This window comes from Roseivivax sp., from assembly GCF_054552075.1.
The window spans coordinates 105,802-129,311 of record NZ_JBTOLZ010000003.1 but is presented as its reverse complement, the minus strand read 5'-3'; the positions used below and the strand labels follow the sequence as shown (position 1 = coordinate 129,311).

Below are 23,510 nucleotides of genomic sequence, written 5' to 3'. Positions count from 1 at the left end.
GGCGGAATGTCACTCGGCCGGCCAGGCCCGGGGGGCGTCGCCCCCTGCCCGGACCCTCGCGCCGCAGGCCGCGGGCCTCAGGCGGCCCGGCGCCTCCGGGCGAAGGCCGGAAGCATCTCGCCATGGGCGGCCAGCAGGTCGTCGACCAGCGCGCGGATCTGGCGCAGGTCCAACTCGGCGGCGGTATGCGGGTCCATCATGGCGGCGTGATAGACGTGTTCGACGTTCTCTTCCATCAGCGCCCGGACCACCAGCTCCTGCACGTTGATCTGGCTGCGCATCAGCGCCACGAGCTGCGGCGGGATGTCGTCGATCACGGTGGGCTGCACGCCGTTGGCATCGACCATGCAAGGCACCTCGACCGCCGCGCCATTGGGCAGCTGCGGCGCCTGGCCCCGGTTCGGCAGGTTGCCGTAGATCGGATAGGGCGTGTCGGTGACCATGGCGTTGATGATCTCGGAGGCGAACTCGTGGCTCTTCTCGAAGGCGATGGTCTCGGTCTCGCGGTAGGCTTTGGCCTGGGCGGACCAGTCGGCCATCTGCTCGACGCAGCGCTGGGGGTATTCGTCGAGCGGGATCTTGAACTCCTCGATCAGGTCCTCGCGGCCCGACTTGATGAACCAGGGCACGTATTCGGCGAAATGCTCGGAGCTTTCGGTGCAGAAATAGCCCAGGTGCTCCATCGCCTCGTAGCGCACCTTGTTCCAGCAGCGCGGCATCAGGAGCGGCGGCTTCGGCAGCCGCCCGGCGCGGTAGCCCTCGCGCAGACGCGGGTAGAGGTCCTGCCCGCCATGGGTCAGCTCGAGGAAGAAGGCGACGTGGTTCACTCCGGCGACGCGGTAGCGGATCTCGTCCTTCGGCAGCTCGAGGTCATGGGCCAGCTCCTCCACGGTGTTCTGCACCGAATGGCAAAGCCCGACCTGGCGCAGCTTCGGGAAGGCCTCGGCGAGCGCCCAGGTGTTGATCGCCATGGGGTTCACGTATTGCAGGAGCGTCGCCTCGGGGCAGAGCTCGGCCATGTCGCGGGCCACGTCCCAGAGGTGCGGCACGGTGCGCAGCCCCCGCATGATGCCGCCCACGCCGAGGGTGTCGGCGATGGTCTGGCGCAGCCCGTATTGGCGCGGGATCTCGAAGTCGATCACCGTCGAGGGCTTGTAGCCCCCGACCTGGAAGGCGGTGACGACGAAATCCGCCCCGTCGAGCGCCGCGCGCCGGTCGAGCGTGGTCTCCACCCGGGCCTGGCGGCCCGAGGCGGCGATCAGCTTGCGCGCGACCAGCGCGCTTTCCTCGAGCCGACCCGCGTCGATGTCCATCAGCGCGAAGGTCACCCCTTCGAGCGCGGGGAAATGCAGGCAGTCCCCGAGGATGTTCTTCATGAAGATCGTCGAACCGGCGCCGATGAAGGCGATACGTGTCATGGTCTCTCCGGGTGTCTTATTTCACCGCGCCCAGCGTCAGGCCGGCGATGAAGTGGCGTTGCATGAGGAAGAACATCGCGACCGGCGGCAGGGCCGCGACGATCGAGCCGGCGCTCATCAGGTGATAGGCGGCGCGGTATTGCGCGTTGAACGAGGTGATGCCGGCGGTGACGGGCTGGCTCTCGGCGCCCTGCGTCAGCACCACCGCCCAGAAGTAGTCGTTCCAGATGAAGGTGAAGATCAGCACCGAGAGCGCCGCGATCGCGGGCTTCATCAGGGGCAGGACGACGAACCAGAAGATCCGCCATTCGGCCACGCCCTCGACCCGGGCGGCCTCGATCAGCTCGAAGGGCAGCGCGCGGATGAAGTTGCGCATGAAGAGCGTGCAGAAGCCGGTCTGGAAGGCGACGTGGAACAGCACCAGCCCCATCTTGGTGTTGTAGAGCCCCAGGTCCAGCGTCAGGTCGCGGACCGGCACCATGAGGATCTGGAAGGGCACGAAGTTGCCCGCGACGAACATGAAGAACAGCCAGAGGTTGCCGCGGAACTTGTAGACCCCCAGCGCGAAGCCGGTCATGCAGGACAGCGCCACCGCGCCGATCACCGTGGGCACGGTGATCAGCACCGAGTTCATCAGGTAGCGCGGCATGTCGCTTTCGAAGAAGACCTTGCCGTAGTTCGCGAGCCCCTGGAAGCTCGAGGGCCAGCCCCAGTAGTTGCCGGCGGTGAAGTCGGTGTCGGGCTTGATCGAGAAGATCGCCACGGCCACGAGCGGCAGGAGCCACATCAGAAGCGCCACGGGGATCAGCGACTGGTAGGTGATCTGGGCCGGCCGCGAGGCCTGCTGGATCGGTCTCGGGAACATCAGGCGTCCTCCCGGTTTGGCAGGGTGGCGCGCAGGGCCTTGCTGAGGCCCGCGCGCACGGTGTCATAAGAGACGGTGAGCCGGTGGCGCGCCTCCTCGGGCGCGGTCCGGTCGTAGGGAAGCCGCACCCAGGAGCGGTGGAAATAGGGCGCGCGCTCGGCGGCTCCGGCCTCGATCAGCATCTCGGCGGTGTCGAGGTCGGGGCATTTCACCGACACGCCGCCGGTGTCCTCGAAGTCGCCGAAACAGGCGAACATCTTGCCTCCGACCTTCCAGCTCAGAAGCTGGCCCGGCGGTTCGGCCAGCACCGCGCCGGGCAGCGCGGCGCAGATGCCGTCGATCTCCTGGCGGGTCACGGCCATCTCAGCGCCCCCGCTCCTGGCGCCACATCGACCAGAGGAAATAGGCGATGAAGCAGAGCATGATCAGGAAGAGCACCACCGCGATGGCCGCCCCGTAGCCCATGCGGAAGCCGTATTCCGACAGCGCCTTCTCGAACATGTAGAAGGACAGCACCCGGGTGGAGCCGAAGGGCCCGCCGTTGGTCATGATCGAGATCAGGTCGAAGGAGCGCAGCGCGCCGATGATCGTCACCACGAAGGCGATGAAGGTCGCCGGGCGCAGCTGCGGCAGGATCACGTGCCAGAGCATCCGAAGCCCCTTGGCCCCGTCGAGCCGCGCGGCCTCGATCTGCTCGGGGTCCACGGCGTTCAACCCGGTGAGATAGAGGATCATGCAATAGGCGATCTGCGGCCAGAGGCCCGCGGCGATGATCCCGTAGGTCGCCAGCGTCGGGTCGCCGAGGACGTTGATCGCCGGCAGGCCGATGCTTTCCAGCAGCGTGTTCAACAGCCCGAAGGTCGGGTCGTAGAACCAGGTGAAGACCAGGCCGACCACCACCTGCGAGATCACGAAGGGGAAGAAGAACAGCGACTTGTAGATGCGGATGCCCGCGACCGTCTGGTTCAGGAAGAGCGCGATGAACAGCCCGCCGGGGATCGCCAGCAAGTAGAGCACCAGCCATTTCATGTTGTTCCAGAGCGAGACCTCGAAGGCCCGGTCGGTGGCCAGCTCCTGGTAGTTCTGCAACCCGATGAACTCGGGCTGACCGAGGCCGTCCCAGCGGTAGAAGGAGACCTGGAAGCTCTGGAAGATCGGGAAGATCACGTAGACCAGGAAGAACAGCACGCCCGGCGCCAGGAACAGCAGGGGCGCCAGCGTCATGCGGTGGCGCCGGAGAAAGCCGGGCCCGCCGCTGTCGGCATGGGTGTCGGGAAGGGTGGCCGTGGTCATGGAAAGCCGCTCCGCTCGTTCAGGGCGTCGTCGGGGCCGGGCCCGGCGCGGGGCCCGGCCGCCCGAAGGTGCGGGCGGCCCGCGAAGGGCCGCCCGGATGGCGCGTCGGGATCAGTAGATCCGCTGGCGCGCCTGCTCGAGGCGTTGGAGGATATCCTCGAGGTTGTCGGGGAAGACCATGAACTCCTGGAAGCCTTCCATGGCGACCGAGGCCATCTCGGCGGGCGCGTCGCGGTCGAAGAACTGCGCGATGCCGCCGGGGCTGTTCGAGGAAAGCATCTCGAAGCCCTGGTTCAGCATCTCGTCGTCGTCGACCGAGCTCTGCGCGTTGACCGGCAGCTGCCCGAGGCCGGGCTTCACAATCTCGCCTGCATCGTTGCGCTCTTCCGGGCCATTGATGAGGGTCTGATTTTCAGCCGACACGATGAACCGCAGAAAGGCGCGCGCGGCTTCCTTGTTCTCCGCACCCGAGGGGATGTGGAAGGTGTCGGTCGGCGCGTCCTCGGCCAGCTCCACGTCGGGGTTGATCGCCGGGAACTGGTAGAAGTCGAGCTGGTCGTCGCCCAGCCCCGCCTCGCGCAGCGGCGCCACGGCGAAGTTGCCCATCAGGTAGGCGGCGGCCTCGCCGTTCACCATGAAGGGCAGCGCCTCCTGCCAGGAGTAGGACTGGTGGTTGTCGATATAGGCGCCCATGTCGATCAGCTCGCGCCAGTTGGCGAAGGTCTGACGGACGCGGTCGTCGGTCCATTCCACCTCGCCCTGCGTCAGGGCCATGTGGAAGTCATAGCCGTTGGTGCGCATGTTGAGGTAGTCGAACCAGCCGGCGGCGGTCCACAGGAACTTCGAGCCGATGGTGAAGCACTTCTTGCCCGAGTCGAGGATCGCCTGGCAGTTGGCCTTGAACTCGTCCCAGGTGGCGGGCTCGCTCAGGCCGAGCTCGTTGTAGATGTCCTCGCGGTAGTACACGCCCCACTGGTAGTAGGTATAGGGCACGCCCCACTGCTTGCCGTCTATGGTCATCGCGCCTTTGGTCGAGGCCAGGTTCTCGGCGATCTCGGGCTCGGCCCAGAGGTCCGAGACATCCTCGAAGAGGCCCGCGTCGACATAGGGTGCCATGCGGTTGGCGGCATACCAGTTCGCCACGTCGGGCGGGTTGGCGGTCAGGAAGTTGCGGATCTGGGTCTTGTAGGCCTCGCGGTCGATGACCGTCAGCTCGACGTCGAGATCGGGGTGCATCTCGTCGAAGCGCTGCGCCATGCCCTCCATCACGGCGCGGGGCGCCGGGTTCGACATGTCCGAAAAGATCGTGAGCGTCCCGCTGAGCGGGGTCTCATGGGCGGCCGCGAAGGCGCCGCCCGCGGCCAGCGACAGCGCGGCTGCCGCGGTGAGTTGCGTTCTGAGCATGAAGTCCTCCCTTAGCTCGGAACCCTTGTCTCATTATTTGAAACTTGAGTCCAACTATTGAAACTATGCGGGATTCGTCGTATCGCTGTCAACAGGCCATCCGGGACGTGCTGGCCGCATGCGGGAGGAGACAGGGGCATGAACGCGATCTCACCGAGGCAGGGCGACGGCACCGTCGGCAAGGCGCTGGACGTGCTCGACCTCGTGGCCGCCCATGGCGCGCCGATCCGCTTTGCCGAGCTGCAGGCGCTCTCGCCGCTGCCCAAGGCGACGCTCTACCGGCTGGTGCAGACGCTGGTGAACCAGGGCATGCTGCGCCTCGACGCCGAGACCGGCGCCTATGCGCCGGGCTTGCGGCTGGTGCGGCTGGCCCATGCGGCCTGGGCGCGCTCCTCGCTGGCGCCGATCGCGCGGCCCTTCCTCGACCGGCTTTCGGCCGAGGTCTGCGAGACCATTCACCTGGCCCAGCTCGACCGCGGCCAGGTGCTTTACGTCGACAAGCGCAACGCCAGCCAGCCGCTCGAGATGTTCTCGGCCGCCGGCAAGGTCGGGCCGGGCTATTGCACCGGCGTCGGCAAGGCCATGCTCGCGCATCTGCCCGAGGAGGAGCGCGCCGCCGCCCTGCCCCTGCAGGCCTTCTTCCGGCACACCGCGCGCACCATCACCAGCGCCGAAGCGCTCGAGGAGGAATGCGCCGCGATTCGCGCCGAGGGCATCGCCTACGACCGCGAGGAACACGAGCCCGGCATCATCTGCATCGCCGCCCCGATCCTGTCGCCCGGCGGAAGGGTCATGGGGGCGCTCTCGATCACCACGTCGACCGAGCGGCGCGGGCTCGAGGATCTGGCCGGGCTGAAGCCCCGGCTGATCGAAACCGCGCGGGAGATCGCCGAGGCCACCGCGGCCTGGCAGTTTCCCGACAAAGCCGAGATTTGAGGAGGAGGAGCCGATGAGCGGCGTCACACTGGAAAAGGCCGTCAAGAAATACGGCGAGGTCGAAGTCATCCACGGACTCGACCTGGACATCAAGGAAGGCGAGTTCTGCGTCTTCGTCGGCCCCTCGGGCTGCGGGAAGTCGACGCTTCTGCGGATGATCGCGGGGCTCGAGGAGACCTCGGACGGCACCATCCGCATCGGCGCCCGCGACGTGACCCGCGTCGATGCCGCCGACCGCGGCGTCGCCATGGTGTTCCAGAGCTACGCGCTCTACCCGCATATGAGCGTGGCCGAGAACATGGGTTTCGGGCTGAAGATGACCGGCCATCCCAAGGCCGAGATCCAGGAGAAGGTCGCCGAGGCGGCGCGGATCCTGAAGCTCGGCGATTACCTCAAGCGCAAGCCCAAGGCGCTGTCCGGCGGCCAGCGCCAGCGGGTGGCCATCGGCCGCGCCATCGTGCGCGGGCCCGAGGTTTTCCTCTTCGACGAGCCCCTGTCGAACCTCGACGCCGAGCTGCGCGTCGACATGCGGGTCGAGATCGCGCGCCTGCACAAGGAGATCGGCGCGACGATGATCTATGTCACCCACGACCAGGTCGAGGCGATGACCCTGGCCGACAAGATCGTGGTGCTGCGCGCCGGCCATATCGAGCAGGTCGGCTCGCCCATGCATCTCTACAACGACCCCGACAACCGCTTCGTGGCGGGCTTCATCGGTTCGCCCTCGATGAACTTCCTCGAAGGCGTGGTGACCGGCGGCAAGGTGGCCTGCCCGCTTCTGGGCGATGCGCCGATCGATACCTCGGTCGCCCTGCCCGCCGAGGGCGCCCGGGTGCTGGTCGGCCTGCGCCCCCAGGCGCTGTCGGTCGAGGAAGGCTCTTCGCCGCTGCGTCTCGACATCCGCGAGCGGCTGGGCGGGGTGGCCTATGACTACCTCGTCGACGGCAAGGACGCCCGGATCGTGGTCGAGACCCGCTCGGACGAGGACATCCCCGAGGGCACCGAGGTGCGGCTGGTCTTCGACCCCGCCGAGGCGCTGTTCTTCGACGGAGAGAGCGAGCAGCGGCTGCGGTGAAGAGGGCGGCGGTGGCGCGGGGCTCTGGGGGTGCCGCGCTGCCGTTCGGGGCTGTTGGGGCGGGGATGCTGCTGGGCCACTGCTGCAACCGCTCACCACAGGCCCACCCACCTCTCACCACACACACCAGAGGGCGCGCGCCGGACCGGGGGCCGGCGCTTCTGACCTCGGAGCTATGCGCTTAATGGCAGCAAGGTCAGGGCTGGCGTTGATCTAAGCACGTCACCCCAAGGAGCGCCGGCCCAAGGGGCCGGTCCGGCGCGCGCCCGGCATCTTCGATGCTATTCGGGCGCAAGGGGGGGCCTGGCGGTAACGGGGAGGCCAAGTTCACGAGCAGGGTGACCGCGGCAAAGCCCCCTCTTGCAGCACCCCGCAAAACCGGCCACTCCTGAGCCAGCCCCCTGCCCCGGAGCCCCCCATGCCCCGCCTCGCGCCGCTTTTCCTCCTGCCGATCCTCGTGCTCCTGACCGCCTGCGCGGGCGCGCCCGAACCGGACCGGAGCGAGATCCCGAAGCTTGCCGCGGAGATCGCGGCGCTCGGGCCGGGCGTCGCCCCCGAGGAGGCGCAGCGCGCCGCGCGGATCGCTTATGAACACCCCTTGCAGCTCGCCGAGGACTGGCAGGTCACCGCTTCGCCGCTGGTCCATAACGCCAAGGTGCGCAACGGGCTGCGCGAGAAGGGCCTCTGCAACGACTGGGCCGAGGCGATGATCACCCGGCTCCGCCAGGAGGGCTTCGAGACGCTGGAGCTGCACTGGGCGACCTCGCCCGCCGAGGGTTTCCGGGTGATCCATCATTCCGCGGTGATCACGGCCCGGGGCGCGCCGCTCGAAGCGGGCGTGCTGCTCGATCCCTGGCGGCACGGCGGGGTGCTCTACTGGGGCGCCCCGGGCGCGGATCCGCGCTACGACTGGATGCCGCGGATGCAGGCGCGGGCGCTGAGGGCGGGCGGCGCGGTCACGGAGTGAGCCGGGCGGGCGGAGCGAAAGTGGCGCATATGGTCTGAGAGAGCCTCCTGCGCCAGCGCCGCGCCTTTTCTCACCGGGCGCGCGCCTCTGGAGCGTGAGCCAAAGGGCCCCCGCCCCGACGGCCCTCGCCTACTCCGCCAGCCCCTCGAACCAATCGAGCGCCATCTCCGCCCAGCCCGGCGGGATCCCGTGACCGCCGTCGAACAGCGCCATCTCCAGCGGCGCGCCGCTGCAGTTGGTCCAGCGCTTCCGCCAATAGGTCTCGTCGCTCTCGAAGGCCCCGGCCTGCAGCCGACAGCCGTTGGCCGCGCGCCAGAGCGTCATGGCGTGCCAGACGTCGCCCTGGACCACCGCGCCCGGGGCCTCCGGGCTTTCGCCGCGCAGGAGCCGGCCTTCGAGCGGCACCGTCCCGTCGCGCCAGCCATGGGTGTGCAGAAGCGGCGCGGGGCCGGCGCAGCCCTCGGGATGCGGGCGCCAGAAGCTGCCCGCGACCGGGGCGTAACCCGCGAAGCTCCCGGGCGCGTCGCAGGCGAGGTAGCTCACCATGGAGCCGCCGATAGAGAAGCCCGCGAGCAGCATGCCCTCGGGGTCGAGCCCGAAGCGCGCGGCCGCGTCGTCGCGGACCGCGCGCAGGAAGGCGCCCTCGTCGCGCGGGCCGGGGCGGTCGGGGTGGAAGGCCCAGGTCCGCCCGCCGCGCCCCTGGCGCGGGATGCCGTCGGGGGCGATCACCGCGTAGCCGCGCGCCAGGGCCGCCTCGACCATGCCGCGCATCGTCAGCGTGCCTGCGCCGGTCGAGCCCCAGCCGTGCAGAAAGACCAGCGCCGGGGCGCCTTCGGCAAGATCCTCGGGCAGCTCGGCGTGGTAGCTGCCGCCCGGGATCTCGCAGGCGGGCTCCGCCCCGCCGCAGAGCGCGAACGCGGGGGATGCAGCGAGGCTCAGGCCAAGGGCCAGCGTCGCGGTCTTGAGGTTCATGGGCGGGCTCCCGGGCTGGCTGTCATGGGCGGGAGGCTAGCGCGCCCCGCTCAGCGCGCCAGCGGCGCGGAAGAGCTGAACTGCGGGATCGCCCGCGACGAGGCGCCCTGCGGCTCGATGCCCGGCCAGTTGCCCTGGGCGAGGTCGATGTTGCCGGGGATGTCCTCTTCCCAGAAGCCCACCACCGCCTCGGTGATGTTGAGATAGAGCTTGCCGTCGACGATGCGCCAGAGGTTGGGATTGCCCGGCACCTTGCCGCCCTTGGCGACGCCATAGGCGCAATGGCCGTCGTATTGCGGGACATAGGCCGCGGGGTCCGCGAGGAAGCGCGCGCGGTTCTCCTCGGAGGCGAAGGCGAAGGTGGCGCCGTTGTGCTCGGCGGTGATGCCCGCGCGGCCCGGGACGGCCTCGGGCTGGGGTGTGCCCGGCGCGGCCTGCGGCAGGTCGAAATAGGCCACCACGTCGTAGCCCGAGACGGCGAAGCCGGTGGGGTCGACGTATTGCTCGCCCGCGGCGGCGAGGCCGGGGGCGGCGAAGGCGAGAGCGGCGATCAGTGTGGCGGTCGGGCGCATGGCGTGTCTCCTCCTGGACTGCGTGGGAGCGAGGCTAGCGGCGGGCGCGCGCTCCGGGCAGCCCCCCTCCGCGCTTCGTGAGGGTCCGTGGGGCGGTGGTGTGGTTTGTTTCAGGGGGGTGTGGGGAAGGAGGGGAGGTGTGCGGTTTTTGGGAGGCGGTCTTGGGGGTGTTGGGTCGCGGTGTTGGGGCGGCGGGGAAGACGCGTGCGGTGTGGGCGTGGCGGTGATGGGGATGAGGATGAGGATGAGGATGAGGATGAGGATGAGGATGAGGATGAGAGGCGCTGGTCGGCGGCATTGACTTTGGCAATACACGCCGACGTTTCAGCCGGAGCACCGCAACACTTCCCTCCTGCCCGCCCGCCTGGCCTCTTGGCGCAACGCCTCCCACTTGCGCCCGAATAGCATCGAAGATGCCGGGCGCGCGCCGGACCGGCCCCTTGGGCCGGCGCTCTTGTGGGCGAGGCGTATAGATCGCCGCTAGCCCTGACCTTGCGTGGATAAAGCGCCTTGCTCAGAGGTCAGCAACGCCGGCCCCCGGTCCGGTGCGCGCCCTCTGTTGCGCGGGTGGAGAGGTGGGTGGGTCCTGCCGTCTGAGCCGAGGGGGCATGTTGCGTGCCGTTATCAGGGACTCTTCTGCACGGAGCGCGGCGGCGCTTCACCCGAGGCACAGACACGCTTGATCCCTTGCCCGCCCGCTTGGCCTCCAAGCGCAACACCTCCCACTTGCGCCCGAACAGCACCGAAGGTGCCGGGCGCGCGCCGGACCGGCCCTATGGGCCGGCGCTCCTTGGGGCGGCGTACTTGGTTTAAAGCCAGTCCTGACCTTGCGTGGATAAAGCGCCTCGCTCAGAGGTCAGCAGCGCCGGCCCCCGGTCCGGTGCGCGCCCTCTGTTGCGCGGGGTGAGAGGTGGGTGGGGCCGGAACAACCGCCGCACCCAGCAGCCCCAGCCCCAGCCCCCCTCACTCCGCCGCCATGGCGGCGGGCTCAGGGGTCTCCAGCGCATCGCGCAGCGCGGCGCGTTCGGCGCGGGCGCGGGTCTGCACCCGGGGCTCGCGCAGCGACAGCGGGGTCTCGAGCCGCAGCGGCGCGAGGCTCAGGTCCGCCACCCGCGCCGAGGAGAGCCAGGACAGGACCGGCGCCGCCGCCAGGCTCACCGCCACCGGCATGAGCCAGAGCGACAGGAGCCCCGAGGCCATCCCGAGGATCATCCCCGCGCCCAGCACCGTCTCGAGCCAGTGGAACCGCAGGAGCACCCGCCAGCCGTAATGCGTGGTCCCGCGCCGCTGCGGCGACCAGGCGTTGGGCGCCCCGGCCAGCGCCCGCAGCACCGCGGTGGTCTGCTGCACCATGAGGATCGGCGCATAGAGGATCGCCAGCGCGATCTCGTAGCCGGTGGTCAGCGCGAAGCGCGTCGCCCCGCCGTAAAGCCGCACCACCCCGCGCGAGGCCGCCAGCAGCCCCGCCGCCACGATCTTCGGCAGAAGCAGCATGGTGTAGATGAAGACCAGGAACCACAGACCGTCGATCTGGCTGACCTGCGGCCAGACCGGGTGGAAGGGGTTTGAGGGGTGGAAGTAGATCACCTGGTCCTGCTGCGCGAGCGGCAGGAAGGCCGACCAGATCACCAGGAGCACGAACCAGGCCGGCGACAAGAGGTAGGCGAAGGCCCCCTGCAACAGGTGGAACCGCGAGATCGGGTGGAAGCCGCGGGCGCCCAGGATGCGCAGGTGCTGCAGGTTGCCCTGGCACCAGCGCCGGTCGCGCAGCACGTAGTCGATGAGCGAGGCCGGGGTTTCCTCGAAGGAGCCGCCGAGCCGCGGCAGGAAGCGCACCGCCCAGCCGGCGCGGCGCAGCATGCCGGCCTCGACGAAATCATGGCTCAGGATCAGCTGGTCCTGGCCGCCCCGGCCCTTGAGATGCGGCAGCTGGGCGCTGTCGGCGAAGGCGCGGGTGCGGATGATGGCGTTGTGGCCCCAGTAGTTGCCCTCGCTCTGGGACCAGAGCGCCAGGCCCTCGGCCAGAAGCCAGCCGTAGACCGAGGTGGCGAACTGCTGCATCCGGCCAAAGAGCGTCTCGGCCGAGATCAGCACCGGGAAGCTCTGGATCAGCCCGGCGGCGGGATCGCGCGAGAGCGCATCGGCGAGCTGCCGGATGCCCGCGCCCGTCATCAGGCTGTCGGCATCGAGCACCACCATCGCATCCCAGGCCGCGCCGTATTCGGCGATCCAGCCGTTGATGTTGCCGACCTTCTTGTCGGTGTTGCGCGCCCGGCGGCGGTAGTAGACCGGGATGTCGTGGCCGGTCGCGGCCTTGAGGTGGCGGAAGGCGCGGGCCTCGGCCTCGGCGATCTCGGGGTCCTGGGTGTCGGACAGGATGAAGAAGGCGAAATCGTCGGTCCGCCGGCCCTGTTCGAGCTCGCGGCGCATGGCGGCGACATTGCCCATCACGTCGCTCGGGCTTTCGTTGTAGACCGGCACGAGAAGCGCGATCTTCTGCGCCGCGCCGCGCGGTCGGGTCTCGGCGCGCTTGCCGAGGATCAGCCGCAGCACCGCCAGCAGCACCGCCGAGACCGAGAGCGAGACCCAGACGAAGGTCAGCCCGATCAGAAGGGTCACGAGACCTTCCTGCAGGGTGAAGCCGCCGGCGTCGAACCAGCGGATGATGCCGACGATCAGCGAGACGGTGATCAGGAGCGCCGGCCCGAAGGCCCCGGCCCGCCAGAGCGCGTCGCGCCAGGTCAGCCGCCCGGGCCCCTGGCGCGGGATCTCGCAGGCACCGAAGCTCTGCTTGCGCAGCGGCATCGGCGCGCGGGGCGGCATCATGGTCTCGGGCTCGGATAGGCTCATGCGGTCCACCTGTAGAGCCAGACCTCGGAGAGGCCGGCTTCCTCGGATCTCAGTTGCGCGCGCATCTCGATGACCTGGGCGTCGCCCGGCAGGAGCTTGAAGCCCAGCCGCACGCCGCCGGTCTCGGGGTTGCGCTCGACGATCGGGGCGACGACCTCGCCGGCGCTGGCGCGCACCAGCGGCACCAGCTGGTCGAGATCGAGCGGTTCCTCGGGGTCGGGAGCGAAATCGATGGTGAAGCGCAGCCCGCCGCCCCGGTCCTTGCCCGAGCGGGTGTTGATCACCGCGAGCCCTTCGCCATGCACGCCCCGTGCGCCCCAGCTCATGTCGTAGCTGAAGGCCGCCGACTGGCCCGGCTCCAGCGGCACGCGCGGGCGCCAGTAGGCGACGATATTGTCGTAGATCTCGTCATCGGTGGGGATCTCCACCAATGTCACCTCGCCCGGCCCCCATTCCTCGCCCGGCACGATCCAGAGCGAGGGGCGGCGGTGGTAATGCGCCTCGAGGTCGCCGAAATCCTCGAAACCGCGGGCCCGCTGCATGAGGCCGAAGCCGCGCGGGTTGTTGTCCTGGAAGCCGCTGATCTGCAGCTGCGCGGGGTTGGCGAGCGGCCGCCAGATGGTCTCGCCGCCGCCGTTCAGGATCAAGAGCCCGTCGCTGTCATGCACCGCCGAGCGGAAGTCCGAGAAGCGGTGGCGGTTGGTCTCGTCGAACTGGAACATCGAGGTCAGCGGCGCGATGCCGTAGTGGCGCAGCCGCGTCCGGGCGAAGACCTCGGCCTCGACCCGGATGTCGAGCCGCTCGCCGGGGCGGATGCGGAAGCGGTAGGCGCCGCTGGCCGAGGGCCCGTCGAGCAGCGCATGCACCACGATCTCGGCGTCGCGGGCGGCGGGGCGCTCGATCCAGAAGCGGCGGAATTCGGGGAACTCCTCGCCCGAGGGCTCGGCGGTGTCGATAGCGAGCCCGCGCGCCGACAGCCCATAGGTCTGCCCGGCCCCGATGCCGCGGAAATAGCTCGCGCCCTGGAAGACCGCGAACTCGGTGAAGATACCCGGCGTGTCGAGCTCGGCCCGGAGCCGCAGGCCGGAATAGCCCAGGCTCTCGTCGACCGGCAGATCGGGAAAGCGGTCCGAGGTGTCGAAGACGCCCATGTCGAAGAGCACCGGCCGCGCCTCGCCGCCGTCGACGACCGAGACCTCGATGGGCGTCGGGAAATAGAGCCCCGGAGCGAAGAAATCGACGCGGAAGGGCAGCTCGCCCTCGGGCTCCCAGAGCGCGTTGCGGTGGTCGAACCAGATCGCGCGGTAGTCGTCGTAGCTGATGTTGGTCCAGGCCTCGGGGATGCGCGCGGGCACCTCATAGGGCTTGGCGGCCAGATCGCGGGCCATGCGGGTCACATCGGCGCGCGAAAAGGAGCTGGGCGCGCCCAGCTGCATCCCGGGCTCGGCCTCGGGCGCAGGTGCGCCTTCGCCCGTGCCGCCCTCGGCCGCGGCCCGGGTGGCGACCAGCCCGGCCAGCCCCATCAGCAGTTCCCGTCTCAGCATAGGTTCCTCATCGTCTCGCGCGCCGCCAGGGCTGGGATTTGAACCATCCCGCCCCATAGGCGGTGGCCACGAGCAGCGCCATTCCGGTTGCGTTAACAAGCAATGTGGTCAGAGGGTTCCGCTCGAAAAGGTCCAGTGCGGCCCCCATCAGCCGCGCCAGGAACATCGAGGCGATGAAAACGGCGAGGGATTGCTGACCGACCTTCATGATGACGGCGAGAACCCGCCGCCAGACCTCGGGGGCGAGGCCCGCGCCCTCTCCGGGCAGGAGCCGGGTGCCGCGCGCGCCGGCGGCGACCCAGGCCAGATAGGCCAGCGCCAGGAAGTGCACGTAGCGCAAAAGCCCGAAGTCGGTCTTGGCGATCAGCAGCGCGTAGTCCGAGCGCCATTCGCGGATGAAGGGCACCGCCCCGATCACCCGGAAATAGGCGAAGGGCAGGATCACCAGCACCAAGGCCGCGGCCAGGATCACCAGCCGCCGGTCGACCGGCGGCGCGGGCAGGAGCCCGGACATGAAGGCGAAGCCGGTGAAGAATATGAGCTGCCAACCGAAGGGATTGAAGAACCACTCGCGCTCGGACCAGGGCTCGGCGGGAAAGGCCAGAAGATCCGCCTGCGCCAGCCCCCAGAGGATGAGCACCCCCGCCGCCGCAAGCGCCCGGTGCACCCCGGCCAGCGCCACGAAGACCGGCATCATCGCCAGGATCACCAGGTACATCGGCAGGATGTCGAAGTAGTTCGGCACGTAGCTCAGCGTCATCAGGCCCAGGAGGTTGGTCTGGGGATCCTTGAAGAACGGATAGAGGTTGAGCTGGCCCACGTAGTCGCGCTCAAGCGTGCCGATGGCGTTCAGCGCCACCATGGCCGTGGCCACCGCGAGGAACAGCCCGATATGGGCCCAGTAGACCTGCCAGCAGCGATAGGCGACGCGGGCCGTGCCCATGCGCCAGCTCTGCTCGCGGAAGACCTTCCCGAAGGCGATGGCCGAGGCCATGCCCGAGCAGAAGACGAAGATCTCGGTCGCGTCGGAGAAGCCGAAACGCGCCGGGATCCAGAGCGTCCAGGCGTTGCCGGGCACATGGGCGATCAGGATGATGAACATCGCGATGCCGCGGAAGAAATCCAGCCGCGGGTCGCGCAGGCCCGTGGTCCGGTCCCCGAGCGCGGTCGTGGTCCGGGTCGCTGCCGTCCTGTCCGTCTGTGCCGTCATCGGCGGTTCGATCGTACTCATAACGGAGCGGTTCCTGCCCCGGTCACTGGGCGGCGTAAAGCGCCGCGGTGCGGCGCGCCTCGTCGATGGCGGATCGCCGCGCATCGGCAAAGGCATCTGGCAGACCGGCACGCAGCCGCGTGCGCTCGGAGAGGATGCGCGCGCAGGCGTCGAGCCGCCCGGCCCTGAGGCCCGCATCCACGGTCATGCGCTCGAAGATGTCGCGCTGCGCGTGGCTGCCGCCGATGGTCTGCATATGCGCGCGCGCGGCGTTGAGGTCGGCGAAAGCCTCGGCGTAGCGGCCCTCTCCGAAGGCCGCGAGCCCGCGCGCGGCGGCGGCGCCGGGATGGGCCGCGACACGGCCGGGCTCGTTCCGCTCCTGCCCGGTCAGGGCGATGCGCCCGGCCAGCCGCCCCGCCGCCTCGGGCCGGCCCGCGCCGGTCAGCGCCAGGAGGTAATGCAGGTCCGCGAAGACCAGCACGCCGTCGTCGCTGCGCGCCTCGGAGAGGTCGGCAAGCTCGTCCCAGCGGGCGCCGCAGGCCACGCCTTCCAGCTCGAGCCGCATCAAGAGCGAGGAGGCATTGGCGATGTCGCGGTAATCGTCGGTCTTCTCGGCGCGGATCTTGTCGTCGTAAAGGGCCAGCACCGCGTCGATCTCGCCCCGGTCGAGGTGCAGGAGCGCCTTGTGCCACCAGACGTGGTAGCGGAAGTTGTTGCAATGCCCCCAGGCCGCGCCGTTCTCGTCGATGAGCGCGATGCCCCGGTCGGGCCGATGCGTCATGTCGTAGACATGGGCCACGGCGTGCAGCCCCCAGGCGTCGTCGGGCGCAAGCTCCAGCGCGCGCAGGCCCGAGGCTTCGGCCCCGTCGTAATCGCCGGTCTCCTCGAGCGCGAAGGCGCGGCAGCCAAAGGCGAAGCCCGCCAGCGGGTGCTCGGCGTCATGCGCCGCGATCACCCGGTCGAGCGAGCACCGCATGCCGCCCGCATCGCCCAGGATGAAGCGGATGCCATGCACGATCTTCATGGTCAGCGTGTCCTCGGGGGTCCGCACCAGCACCCCTTCGAGGTGGAAAAGCGCCCCCGAGGGCTGGCCCGACAGCCAGGCCTCGAGCGCGGCGAGCCAGGCGGTGACGCGGGTGGGCAGCCCCTCGCCCGCGCGCAGCCGCGCGGCGCGGGCCGCCTCATGGGCGGCGGTGACCGTCTCGGCGCGGCCCAGCATCAGGCAGAAAAGCCCCTTGGCGGCCAAGGGCAGCACCGCGTCGGGCGCGCGCTCCAGCACCCGGGCCAGGTAGTCCGGCGCCTCGGCGCCATGGGCCAGGAACGAGCGCGTCATGGCGTTCCAGGCCGCCAGGGCCTCGGGGTCGGAGAAATCGACGGCGGCGCGGCAGATATCGTGTCGCATGAAATTCCCTGGACGATGTGCAGAAGTCTCGGGGCCCACTCTACGTCCAGGGGGCGCGCATCCCACGTCAGTTCGGCGTGAAAGCGCGCGTTTGTGACCGCCCGTCAGACCCCGCTCAGCGCCTTGGGCGTCGCGCGAGGATCCGGTCGAGGAGCCCCCTGACCGCCCCGGTATGTTCGCCCATGCGCGGCGGCGGCTGCCGGTAGGCCACCGGGGTGCGCGAGAATTTCAGAGGGTTTCCAAGGAGTTGCACGGCACCCTTCAGGGCGCCCCCGCGGGCCATCTCGATCACGCCGCCGCGCGCCTGCGCCTGGTCCGAGCCAAGCGCCTCGGCGACCGAATGGATCGGCCCGGCGGGCACGCCGACCTCGGACAACTGCTGCAGAATCCGGCGCGCGGGCTGCCCCGCGAGCATTTCTGTAATAATTTCCGTCAGCTCTTCCCGGTGCGCCAGCCGCTCGGGGTTGCTGGCAAAGCGCGGCTCACTGCCCAGCTCGGGCCGGCCCATGGCCTCGGCGAAGCGGCGGAACTGGCCGTCGTTGCCCACCGCCAGGATCACATGGCCGTCGGCGCAGGCGAAGACGTCATAGGGGCAGATGTTCGGATGGGCGTTGCCGCGCCGCTCGGGGTCGCGGCCCGAGGTGAGGTAATTGGTGCCCTCGTTGATCAGCCAGGCCATCTGGGCGTCGACCAGCGCGAGGTCGATGTGCTGGCCCTCGCCGGTGGCGTCGCGGTGGCGCAGTGCCGCGAGGATGCCGATGGTCGCATACATGCCGCACATGACGTCGGCGATGCCCACGCCGACCTTGTGCGGCGCGCCCTCGGCCGGGCCGGTCAGCGACATGATCCCGCCGTAGCCCTGGGCCATGAGGTCATAACCCGCGAGATGCCGGTTCGGCCCGGTCTGCCCGAAGCCCGAGATCGAGCAATAGACGAGCCCGGGATGCGCCGCGCAGAGCGTGCCGTGATCGAGCCCGTATTTCTCCAGCCCGCCGGGTTTGAAGTTCTCGATCACCACGTCCGAGGCGGCGGCGATCTCGCGCACCAGGGCCGCGCCCTCCTCGGTCGAGATGTCGGCGGCGATGCTGTATTTGTTGCGGTTGGCGGCCATGAAATAGGCCGAGAGGTCGCGGGTGCCGTCCTCGGTCTCGGCATAGGGCGGGCCCCAGGCGCGGGTGTCGTCGCCGCCGGATTTTGGGTTCTCGATCTTCAGGACCGTGGCGCCGAGGTCGCCCATGAGCTGGGTCGCGGTCGGCCCCGCGAGGATGCGGCTGAGGTCGCAGATCGTGATCCCGTCGAGCGGCCCCTTGGTCTCAGATGCGTCCGTCATATGCCCTCCGGTCGATCTCGGCGGCGATCAGGGTGAAGGTCGGCGCCTCCAGCGCCTCGGTCAGCGCGGCCTCCAGCTCGCCTGCGTTGCGCACGCTGCGCCCGGCCCCGCCCATGGAGCGCGCCAGGGCCGCGAAATCCGTGCCGATGAAATCGACGCCGGCGTTGCCGAGTTGCCTTTCGCGCTGCTTCTTCTCGATCAGCGCCAGCGAGCGGTCGGCGAAGACCAGGAAGATCGGCCGCACGCCCAGTTCCGCCGCGGTCGCCAGCTCGCCCGCGACCATCATCAGGCCGGCGTCGCCCGAGAAGGAGATCACCGGGCGGTCGGGTTCCGCGAGCGCCATGCCGATCGCCAGCGGCACCGCGCAGCCCATGGTGCAGAGGCCCGAGCTTTGCACCAGCCCGCGCGGCGCCTCGCAGCGCCACATCTGGCTGAGGAGGATGCGATGCGCCCCGCTGTCGGCGCTGGCGAGCGTGCCGGGCGGCAGCACCCGGCGGCAGGTGTCGATCACCACGCCGGGGCCCCAACCGGCTTCCGGCGCGAAGGCCCGGGCGAGCGCCTCCTTGGTCTCGCCGATGCGCGCGCCCCAGCCGTCGCTCAGTCCCGCCCCCTCGGTCAGCGCGGTGAGCGTCGGGCCGAGGCTGCCCTGCAGGTTCACGCTGCCCTGGTGCATGTAGTGGCTGTTCGGCACCGCGGAGATGTCGATGACCATCTGCGCCTCAGGGTCGACGGCATCCTGCCAGCCCGGGCGCATCTCGATCGGGTCGTAGCCCGTCAGAACCACCACGTCGGCCTCGCGCACCAGCGGCAGAAGGTGGCGGTCGGCCAGGGGCGAGAGCCCCGCCCCGCCAAGCGCCAGCGGGTGATCTTCGGGCAGCAGCCCCTTGCCCTTGTAGGTGGTGACCAGCGGCGCGCCGAGCCGCTCGACCGCGGCGCGCAGCTCGGGCCCTGCCGCCTGGTTCACCGCGTCGACGCCCGCGACGATCAGCGGACGGCGCGCCTTGGAAAGTGCGTCGCGCGCGGCCGCCCAGCCCGGTCCCGGCGCGGGCGCCAAAGGCAGGGTGTCGCGGCGACGCAGCCCGGGCGCGGCTTTGGCGGGCGCATCGGCCACGCCCACCGGCACGTCGATATGCACCGGGCCGGGCTGGCCCTCGGTCGCGATGGCCACCGCCTTGTCGGCGATGACCTCGGCGGCGCCGGCGGTGAGCGTGAAGCTCGCCTTGCAGACCGCGCCGAAGACCGCGCGCTGGTCGAGCACCTGGTGGGTGTAGCGCTGCGCCTCGTCGGCATCGACGCAGCCGGTCACGAGGATCAGCGGCACCCGGTCCTGGCGGGCGTTCTCGGCCACGTTGACGGCGTTGAGCGCCCCCGGCCCCACGGTCGCCAGCAGCACCCCCGGCGCGCCGTCGCGGTGGTGCACGCCCTCGGCCATGAAGCCGCCGGCGTTCTCGTGGCGGACGAGGTGGAAGGCCAGGCCCGCGGCCTCCAAGGCGTCGAGCAGGGTGAGCACCTCGCCGCCGGGCATCCCGAAGGCATGGCGGCAGCCGGCGTCGGCCAGGCGGCGGGCGAGGATGTCGGCGGTGCGGGTCTCGGTCACGGGCGGGCCTTTCCTGCGGCAGAGGGATGCGGGGCGTCGGGCGTCGGGCGTCGGGCGTCGGGCGTCGGGCGTCGGGCGTCGGGCGTCGGGCGTCGGGCGTCGGGCGTCGGGCGTCGGGCGTCGGGCGTCGGGCGTCGTGCCAAGAGGGGAAGCCCGCGGGCGCCCGAATGACAAGGCCCGCCGCGCGCCGTTCACCCCTTCGTCAACGAAAACCGCCGCCGGGGCGAACCCGGCGGCGGCGAAGATCAGCCCTTGTCAGGCCCGGGCGCTCAGTTCAACGCCTGGTCGGTGATCGCATGGGTCCAGGCGCCCTCGGGCTCCTCGGTGATCGCCGGGTTGTCCTCGGAGACCGCCGAGAGCAGCGTGTCCACCGTCTGCCGGTAGTCCTCTTCGCGCAGCGCGCCGTTCGAACCCGCGGTCAGCTTGGCGACCTCGCCCATCATGTAGACCTGGTGGTCGATGGTCTGCGCGCCGGTCATGTCGTTGTCGACGACGATCTGCGCGGCGTCCTCGGGGTTCTCCTCGGCGTATTTCCAGCCTTTCATCGAGGCGCGCACGAAGCGGACCATCTTGTCCTGGAAGGCCTCGTCCTCGAGGTTCTCTTCCATGACGTAGAGCCCGTCCTCGAGCATGCCGACGCCTTCCTCGAGGTAGTTGAAGTTCACCAGGTCATCGGCGGTATAGCCCGCGTCCAGCACCTGGCCGTATTCGTTGTAGGTCATGGTCGAGATGCAGTCCGCCTGCCCCTGAAGGAGCGGATCGACGTTGAAGGCCTGCTTCAGGACCGTCACCCCGTCCTCGTCGGCACCGTCGGTGTCGACGCCGAGCTGCGCCATCCAGGCGTAGAAGGGATATTCGTTGCCGAAGAACCAGACGCCCAGGGTGCGGCCGGGGAAGTCCTCGGGGCTCTCGACGCCGGTCTCCTTGAGGCAGGTGAGCTGCAGCCCGCCGGTGGCGAAGGGCTGGGCGATGTTGACCAGCGGCACACCGCGCTCGCGCGCGGCGAGGCCCGCGGCCATCCAGGTCACGATGACATCGGCGCCGCCGCCGGCGATCACCTGCTCGGGCGCGATGTCCGGGCCGCCCGGCTTGATCGTCACGTCGAGGCCCTCTTCCTCGTAGAAGCCCTGCGCCTCGGCGACGTAATAGCCGGCGAACTGCGCCTGGGTGACCCACTTGAGCTGCAGGGTCACCTCGTCGAGGTCCTGGGCCTGGGCCATGGGTGCCGCGAGGCCGAAGGCCAGGGCCGCACCAATCAGTTTCGTTTTCATTGCGTTACCTCCATGTCGGTCCTGTCTTCCGCCCGGCGTCTTTAGCGCCGGTGCGACGGGTGCCAGAACGTGACCCGTTTCTCGAGCGCGGCGACCGCGCCGTAGAAGAGCGTGCCCGCGAGCGCGGCGACCACAATCTCGGCCCAGACCATGTCGAGCGCAAGCTGCCCGACCGATGTGGAGATGCGGAAGCCGACCCCGCGGATCGGGGAGCCGAAAAACTCGGCAACGATGGCACCGATCAGCGCCAGTGTCGTGGAAATCTTCAAGCCGTTGAAGATGAAGGGCATGGCCGCGGGCAGCCGCAGCTTCACCAGGGTCTGCAGGTAGCTCGCCCCGTAGGTGCGCATCAGGTCGCGCTGCATGGGGCCGGTGTCGGCCAGCCCCGCGACGGTGTTCACCAGCATCGGGAAGAAGACCATGACCACCACGACCGCGGCCTTGGAATGCCAGTCGAAGCCGAACCACATCACCAGGATCGGCGCGGTGCCGACGATCGGCAGGGCCGCCATGAAGTTGCCCACCGGCAGGATACCCCGGCGCAGGAACTCGGTCCGGTCGGCCAGGATCGCCACCGCGAAGGCCGCCGCGCAGCCGATCAGGAAGCCCGAGAGCGCGCCTTTCACGAAGGTCTGCACGAAGTCCTGCCAGAGGGTGCCGGCCTGGGCCGCGAAGGTCGCCGCGATCACCGTCGGCGCGGGCAGGATCACCCCGGGCACCGACAGGCCGCGGACGATCAGCTCCCACATGGCGATGAGCGTCAGGCCGAAGATCACCGGCACCGCCAGTTGCACCAGGGGCAGCCCGGCCTGCGGCCCGTTGGCCAGCCGTGCGTTGAGCGTCCAGCCAATCGCCCAGAGGACAAGCGCCGCGATCACCAATGCCATGCCCTGCCCTCCTTCGATGCGGTCATTCGGTCTGTCTTGCGGCCCGGGCGGCGCGCCGAAGCGCCAGCCCCGAGAAGGCCGCGCGGGGTTGTCATGGCGCCGCTCATCGCCGCATCCCCATCCGGGCCAGCAGCCCGCGCTCGAGCGCGCCGATCACGCCGACCGAGAGCGCCGCCAGGATCGCCGCGGCAAAGAGCGCCGACCAGATCTGGATGGTCTGCCCGTAGTAGCTGCCCGCCAGGAGCCGCGCGCCCAGGCCCGCGGTCGCCCCGGTCGGCAGCTCGCCGACGATGGCGCCCACCAGCGAGGCAGCGAAGCCGATCTTCAGCGAGGCGAAGAGGTAGGGCATCGAGGACGGCAGCCGCAGCTTCCAGAACATCTCGCCCCGGCTTGCCCCATAGGTCCGCAGGAGGTCGATCTGCATGGCGTCGGGCGAGCGCAGCCCCTTCACCATGCCGACCACCACCGGGAAGAAGGACAGATAGGCCGAGATGATCGCCTTGGGCACGAGCCCCTGGATTCCCACCGAGTAGAGCACCACGATGATCATCGGCGCGATGGCGATGATCGGGATGGTCTGCGAGATGATCGCCCAGGGCATGACGCTCATGTCCATGACCCGGCTGTGCACGATGCCCACGGCGAGAAGAATGCCCATGACCGTGCCGATGGCGAAGCCGAGGCCGGTCGCCGAAAGCGTCACCCAGCCGTGGTAGATCAGGCTGCGCGGCGAGGTCGGCGCCGCGCCCGCAAGCCCGGTCCAGAGCTCGGCCGCCACCTGGTGCGGCGCGGGCAGCTTCGGGCGGTCCTGCACATAGGCGTTCGACAGCGCCACCCCGGGGTTCTGCAAGGCCAGCGCCGTGCCCGACATGCCGCGCCGGTCGCTCGGCGAGGCCGGGGTGACCTCGATGCCCGCGCGGCTCGCGTCGAGCACCGATTGCGAGGCGTTCATCGGGATGCAGGCGAGATACCAAAGCGCGACCAGCGCCGCGACCACGGTCAGGACCGGCGCCAGCCCGCCGCCAAGCGACCGGGCCCAGAGCGCCACCCGCCCCGACCGGCCGACGCCCGCCCCCTGGGCGGCGATGGGAGCGGTGTCACTCATGCCGCTTCCATCCCCGCCCGCAGGCCCTCGCGGACCCGGTGGGCGACCTCGATGAACTCGCGGCTGTCGCGGATGTCGAGCGGCCGCTCGCGCGGCAGCGGGCTCTCGATCACGTCCGAGATCCGCCCCGGACGCGGGCTCATCACCACGATCTTGGTCGAGAGATAGACCGCCTCGGGGATCGAATGGGTGACGAAGAGCATGGTCTTCTCGGTCCGCGCCCAAAGCGCCAGGAGCTCTTCGTTGAGACGGTCGCGCACGATCTCGTCGAGCGCCCCGAAAGGCTCGTCCATCAACAGGATCGGCGCGTCGAAGCTCAGCGCCCGGGCGATCGAGGCGCGCTGCTGCATGCCCCCCGAGAGCTGCCAGGGAAACTTCTTCTCGAAGCCTGCAAGATCAACGAGTTCGAGGGTGTTCTTGACGCGCTCGGCCTTTTCCTCACGGGAGTAGCCCATGATCTCTAGCGGTAGGCGGATGTTGCCGCCGATCGTCCGCCAGGGATAGAGCCCGGCGGCCTGGAAGACATAGCCGTAGGCGCGCGCCTTGCGGGCCTCCTCGGGGCTCATGCCGTCGACGCTCAGCTCGCCGCCGGTCGGGGTCTCCAGCCCCGCGACGCAGCGCAGGAAGGTGGTCTTGCCGCAGCCCGAAGGCCCGATGAAAGAGACGAATTCGCCCTTCGAGACGTCGAGGTCGACATCCTTCAGCGCATGGACCGGACCGTCATTGGTCTGGAAGGTGAGATTGAGACCCTTGGCACGGATCACGGGACTGGCTGTCACAGGGCTGGTCCTCCGGGACTGGCTGCGTGAGGG

General features: G+C 69.7%; 20 protein-coding genes. 3 read left to right on the top strand and 17 right to left on the bottom strand.

All coding sequences use genetic code 11. The features are described from left to right. Window positions 1-77: 77 nt before the first annotated feature. The 5 genes from melA to ACX938_RS03340 form a co-directional block, all read right to left on the bottom strand. Entirely contained in the window at window positions 78-1,418 is a 1,341-nt protein-coding gene (gene melA, locus ACX938_RS03360) for an alpha-galactosidase (protein ID WP_459429982.1), read from the bottom strand. Window positions 1,419-1,434: 16 nt separating this feature from the next. Beyond that, window positions 1,435-2,283: a carbohydrate ABC transporter permease gene (locus tag ACX938_RS03355; protein WP_232754933.1), complete on the bottom strand. Its 849-nt coding sequence runs from the start codon at window positions 2,281-2,283 to the stop codon at window positions 1,435-1,437. Further along, complete coding sequence (locus tag ACX938_RS03350) at window positions 2,283-2,645, bottom strand: MmcQ/YjbR family DNA-binding protein (RefSeq protein ID WP_459429981.1); 363 nt, start codon at window positions 2,643-2,645, stop codon at window positions 2,283-2,285. Before ACX938_RS03350 ends, ACX938_RS03355 begins: the two co-directional genes overlap by 1 nt. 1 nt (window position 2,646) lies before the next feature. Further along, entirely contained in the window at window positions 2,647-3,507 is an 861-nt protein-coding gene (locus ACX938_RS03345) for a carbohydrate ABC transporter permease (RefSeq protein WP_370634982.1), read from the bottom strand. Window positions 3,508-3,687: 180 nt separating this feature from the next. After that, the gene (locus ACX938_RS03340; RefSeq protein WP_459429980.1) at window positions 3,688-4,980 is read right to left on the bottom strand and encodes an ABC transporter substrate-binding protein; all 1,293 of its coding nucleotides are present in this window, start codon (window positions 4,978-4,980) and stop codon (window positions 3,688-3,690) included. Window positions 4,981-5,118: 138 nt separating this feature from the next. Here ACX938_RS03340 and ACX938_RS03335 point away from each other — a divergent pair, with 138 nt between their 5' ends. The 3 genes from ACX938_RS03335 to ACX938_RS03325 all read left to right on the top strand — a co-directional run bounded on the left by ACX938_RS03335 (window position 5,119) and on the right by ACX938_RS03325 (window position 7,958). Continuing rightward, complete coding sequence (locus ACX938_RS03335) at window positions 5,119-5,916, top strand: IclR family transcriptional regulator (protein WP_232754929.1); 798 nt, start codon at window positions 5,119-5,121, stop codon at window positions 5,914-5,916. Between the two features lie 13 nt (window positions 5,917-5,929). Continuing rightward, window positions 5,930-6,991, top strand: coding sequence for an ABC transporter ATP-binding protein (locus ACX938_RS03330; RefSeq protein WP_459429979.1), 1,062 nt, complete (start codon window positions 5,930-5,932; stop codon window positions 6,989-6,991). Between the two features lie 418 nt (window positions 6,992-7,409). Further along, a complete protein-coding gene (locus ACX938_RS03325; protein WP_459429978.1) occupies window positions 7,410-7,958 on the top strand; it encodes a hypothetical protein in 549 nt (182 codons plus the stop codon). A gap of 129 nt (window positions 7,959-8,087) precedes the next feature. On the opposite strand, the gene ACX938_RS03320 is transcribed toward ACX938_RS03325, so the two are convergent. The 12 genes from ACX938_RS03320 to ACX938_RS03265 form a co-directional block, all read right to left on the bottom strand. Further along, the gene (locus tag ACX938_RS03320; RefSeq protein WP_459429977.1) at window positions 8,088-8,930 is read right to left on the bottom strand and encodes a CE1 family esterase; all 843 of its coding nucleotides are present in this window, start codon (window positions 8,928-8,930) and stop codon (window positions 8,088-8,090) included. A 50-nt stretch (window positions 8,931-8,980) separates the two neighbouring features. Beyond that, window positions 8,981-9,502 carry a YHS domain-containing (seleno)protein gene (locus ACX938_RS03315; RefSeq protein WP_459429976.1) on the bottom strand — a complete coding sequence of 174 codons (522 nt, stop codon included), beginning with the start codon at window positions 9,500-9,502 and terminating at the stop codon, window positions 8,981-8,983. A gap of 963 nt (window positions 9,503-10,465) precedes the next feature. Next, the gene (gene mdoH, locus ACX938_RS03310; protein ID WP_459429975.1) at window positions 10,466-12,352 is read right to left on the bottom strand and encodes a glucans biosynthesis glucosyltransferase MdoH; all 1,887 of its coding nucleotides are present in this window, start codon (window positions 12,350-12,352) and stop codon (window positions 10,466-10,468) included. Then, window positions 12,349-13,896 carry an OpgD/OpgG family glucan biosynthesis protein gene (locus ACX938_RS03305; RefSeq protein WP_459429974.1) on the bottom strand — a complete coding sequence of 516 codons (1,548 nt, stop codon included), beginning with the start codon at window positions 13,894-13,896 and terminating at the stop codon, window positions 12,349-12,351. Before ACX938_RS03305 ends, mdoH begins: the two co-directional genes overlap by 4 nt. Before the next feature lie 7 nt (window positions 13,897-13,903). Then, the gene (locus tag ACX938_RS03300) at window positions 13,904-15,127 is read right to left on the bottom strand and encodes an OpgC family protein (RefSeq protein ID WP_459429973.1); all 1,224 of its coding nucleotides are present in this window, start codon (window positions 15,125-15,127) and stop codon (window positions 13,904-13,906) included. 22 nt (window positions 15,128-15,149) lie between these two features. After that, a complete protein-coding gene (locus ACX938_RS03295; RefSeq protein WP_459429972.1) occupies window positions 15,150-16,508 on the bottom strand; it encodes a tetratricopeptide repeat protein in 1,359 nt (452 codons plus the stop codon). Between the two features lie 115 nt (window positions 16,509-16,623). Beyond that, window positions 16,624-17,838, bottom strand: coding sequence for a CaiB/BaiF CoA transferase family protein (locus ACX938_RS03290; RefSeq protein ID WP_459429971.1), 1,215 nt, complete (start codon window positions 17,836-17,838; stop codon window positions 16,624-16,626). Beyond that, complete coding sequence (locus ACX938_RS03285) at window positions 17,822-19,435, bottom strand: thiamine pyrophosphate-binding protein (RefSeq protein WP_459429970.1); 1,614 nt, start codon at window positions 19,433-19,435, stop codon at window positions 17,822-17,824. The genes ACX938_RS03290 and ACX938_RS03285 overlap by 17 nt, the downstream gene beginning before the upstream one ends. Before the next feature lie 269 nt (window positions 19,436-19,704). After that, a complete protein-coding gene (locus ACX938_RS03280; protein WP_459429969.1) occupies window positions 19,705-20,706 on the bottom strand; it encodes an ABC transporter substrate-binding protein in 1,002 nt (333 codons plus the stop codon). A 41-nt stretch (window positions 20,707-20,747) separates the two neighbouring features. After that, the gene (locus ACX938_RS03275) at window positions 20,748-21,593 is read right to left on the bottom strand and encodes an ABC transporter permease (protein ID WP_459429968.1); all 846 of its coding nucleotides are present in this window, start codon (window positions 21,591-21,593) and stop codon (window positions 20,748-20,750) included. 103 nt (window positions 21,594-21,696) lie between these two features. After that, window positions 21,697-22,698 carry an ABC transporter permease gene (locus ACX938_RS03270; protein ID WP_232754916.1) on the bottom strand — a complete coding sequence of 334 codons (1,002 nt, stop codon included), beginning with the start codon at window positions 22,696-22,698 and terminating at the stop codon, window positions 21,697-21,699. Next, entirely contained in the window at window positions 22,695-23,477 is a 783-nt protein-coding gene (locus ACX938_RS03265; protein WP_232754915.1) for an ABC transporter ATP-binding protein, read from the bottom strand. The genes ACX938_RS03270 and ACX938_RS03265 overlap by 4 nt, the downstream gene beginning before the upstream one ends. Window positions 23,478-23,510 lie beyond the last annotated feature (33 nt).

Coding starts and splice junctions, on each gene's coding strand:
- ACX938_RS03295 (WP_459429972.1), bottom strand. CDS start 16,508: ATGCGACACGATATCTGCCGCGCCGCCGTCGATTTCTCCGACCCCGAG.
- ACX938_RS03305 (WP_459429974.1), bottom strand. CDS start 13,896: ATGCTGAGACGGGAACTGCTGATGGGGCTGGCCGGGCTGGTCGCCACC.
- ACX938_RS03320 (WP_459429977.1), bottom strand. CDS start 8,930: ATGAACCTCAAGACCGCGACGCTGGCCCTTGGCCTGAGCCTCGCTGCA.
- melA (WP_459429982.1), bottom strand. CDS start 1,418: ATGACACGTATCGCCTTCATCGGCGCCGGTTCGACGATCTTCATGAAG.
- ACX938_RS03345 (WP_370634982.1), bottom strand. CDS start 3,507: ATGACGCTGGCGCCCCTGCTGTTCCTGGCGCCGGGCGTGCTGTTCTTC.
- ACX938_RS03315 (WP_459429976.1), bottom strand. CDS start 9,502: ATGCGCCCGACCGCCACACTGATCGCCGCTCTCGCCTTCGCCGCCCCC.
- ACX938_RS03290 (WP_459429971.1), bottom strand. CDS start 17,838: ATGACGGACGCATCTGAGACCAAGGGGCCGCTCGACGGGATCACGATC.
- ACX938_RS03330 (WP_459429979.1), top strand. CDS start 5,930: ATGAGCGGCGTCACACTGGAAAAGGCCGTCAAGAAATACGGCGAGGTC.
- ACX938_RS03355 (WP_232754933.1), bottom strand. CDS start 2,283: ATGTTCCCGAGACCGATCCAGCAGGCCTCGCGGCCGGCCCAGATCACC.
- ACX938_RS03350 (WP_459429981.1), bottom strand. CDS start 2,645: ATGGCCGTGACCCGCCAGGAGATCGACGGCATCTGCGCCGCGCTGCCC.
- ACX938_RS03325 (WP_459429978.1), top strand. CDS start 7,410: ATGCCCCGCCTCGCGCCGCTTTTCCTCCTGCCGATCCTCGTGCTCCTG.
- ACX938_RS03275 (WP_459429968.1), bottom strand. CDS start 21,593: ATGGCATTGGTGATCGCGGCGCTTGTCCTCTGGGCGATTGGCTGGACG.
- ACX938_RS03340 (WP_459429980.1), bottom strand. CDS start 4,980: ATGCTCAGAACGCAACTCACCGCGGCAGCCGCGCTGTCGCTGGCCGCG.
- ACX938_RS03300 (WP_459429973.1), bottom strand. CDS start 15,127: ATGAGTACGATCGAACCGCCGATGACGGCACAGACGGACAGGACGGCA.
- ACX938_RS03270 (WP_232754916.1), bottom strand. CDS start 22,698: ATGAGTGACACCGCTCCCATCGCCGCCCAGGGGGCGGGCGTCGGCCGG.
- mdoH (WP_459429975.1), bottom strand. CDS start 12,352: ATGAGCCTATCCGAGCCCGAGACCATGATGCCGCCCCGCGCGCCGATG.
- ACX938_RS03280 (WP_459429969.1), bottom strand. CDS start 20,706: ATGAAAACGAAACTGATTGGTGCGGCCCTGGCCTTCGGCCTCGCGGCA.
- ACX938_RS03335 (WP_232754929.1), top strand. CDS start 5,119: ATGAACGCGATCTCACCGAGGCAGGGCGACGGCACCGTCGGCAAGGCG.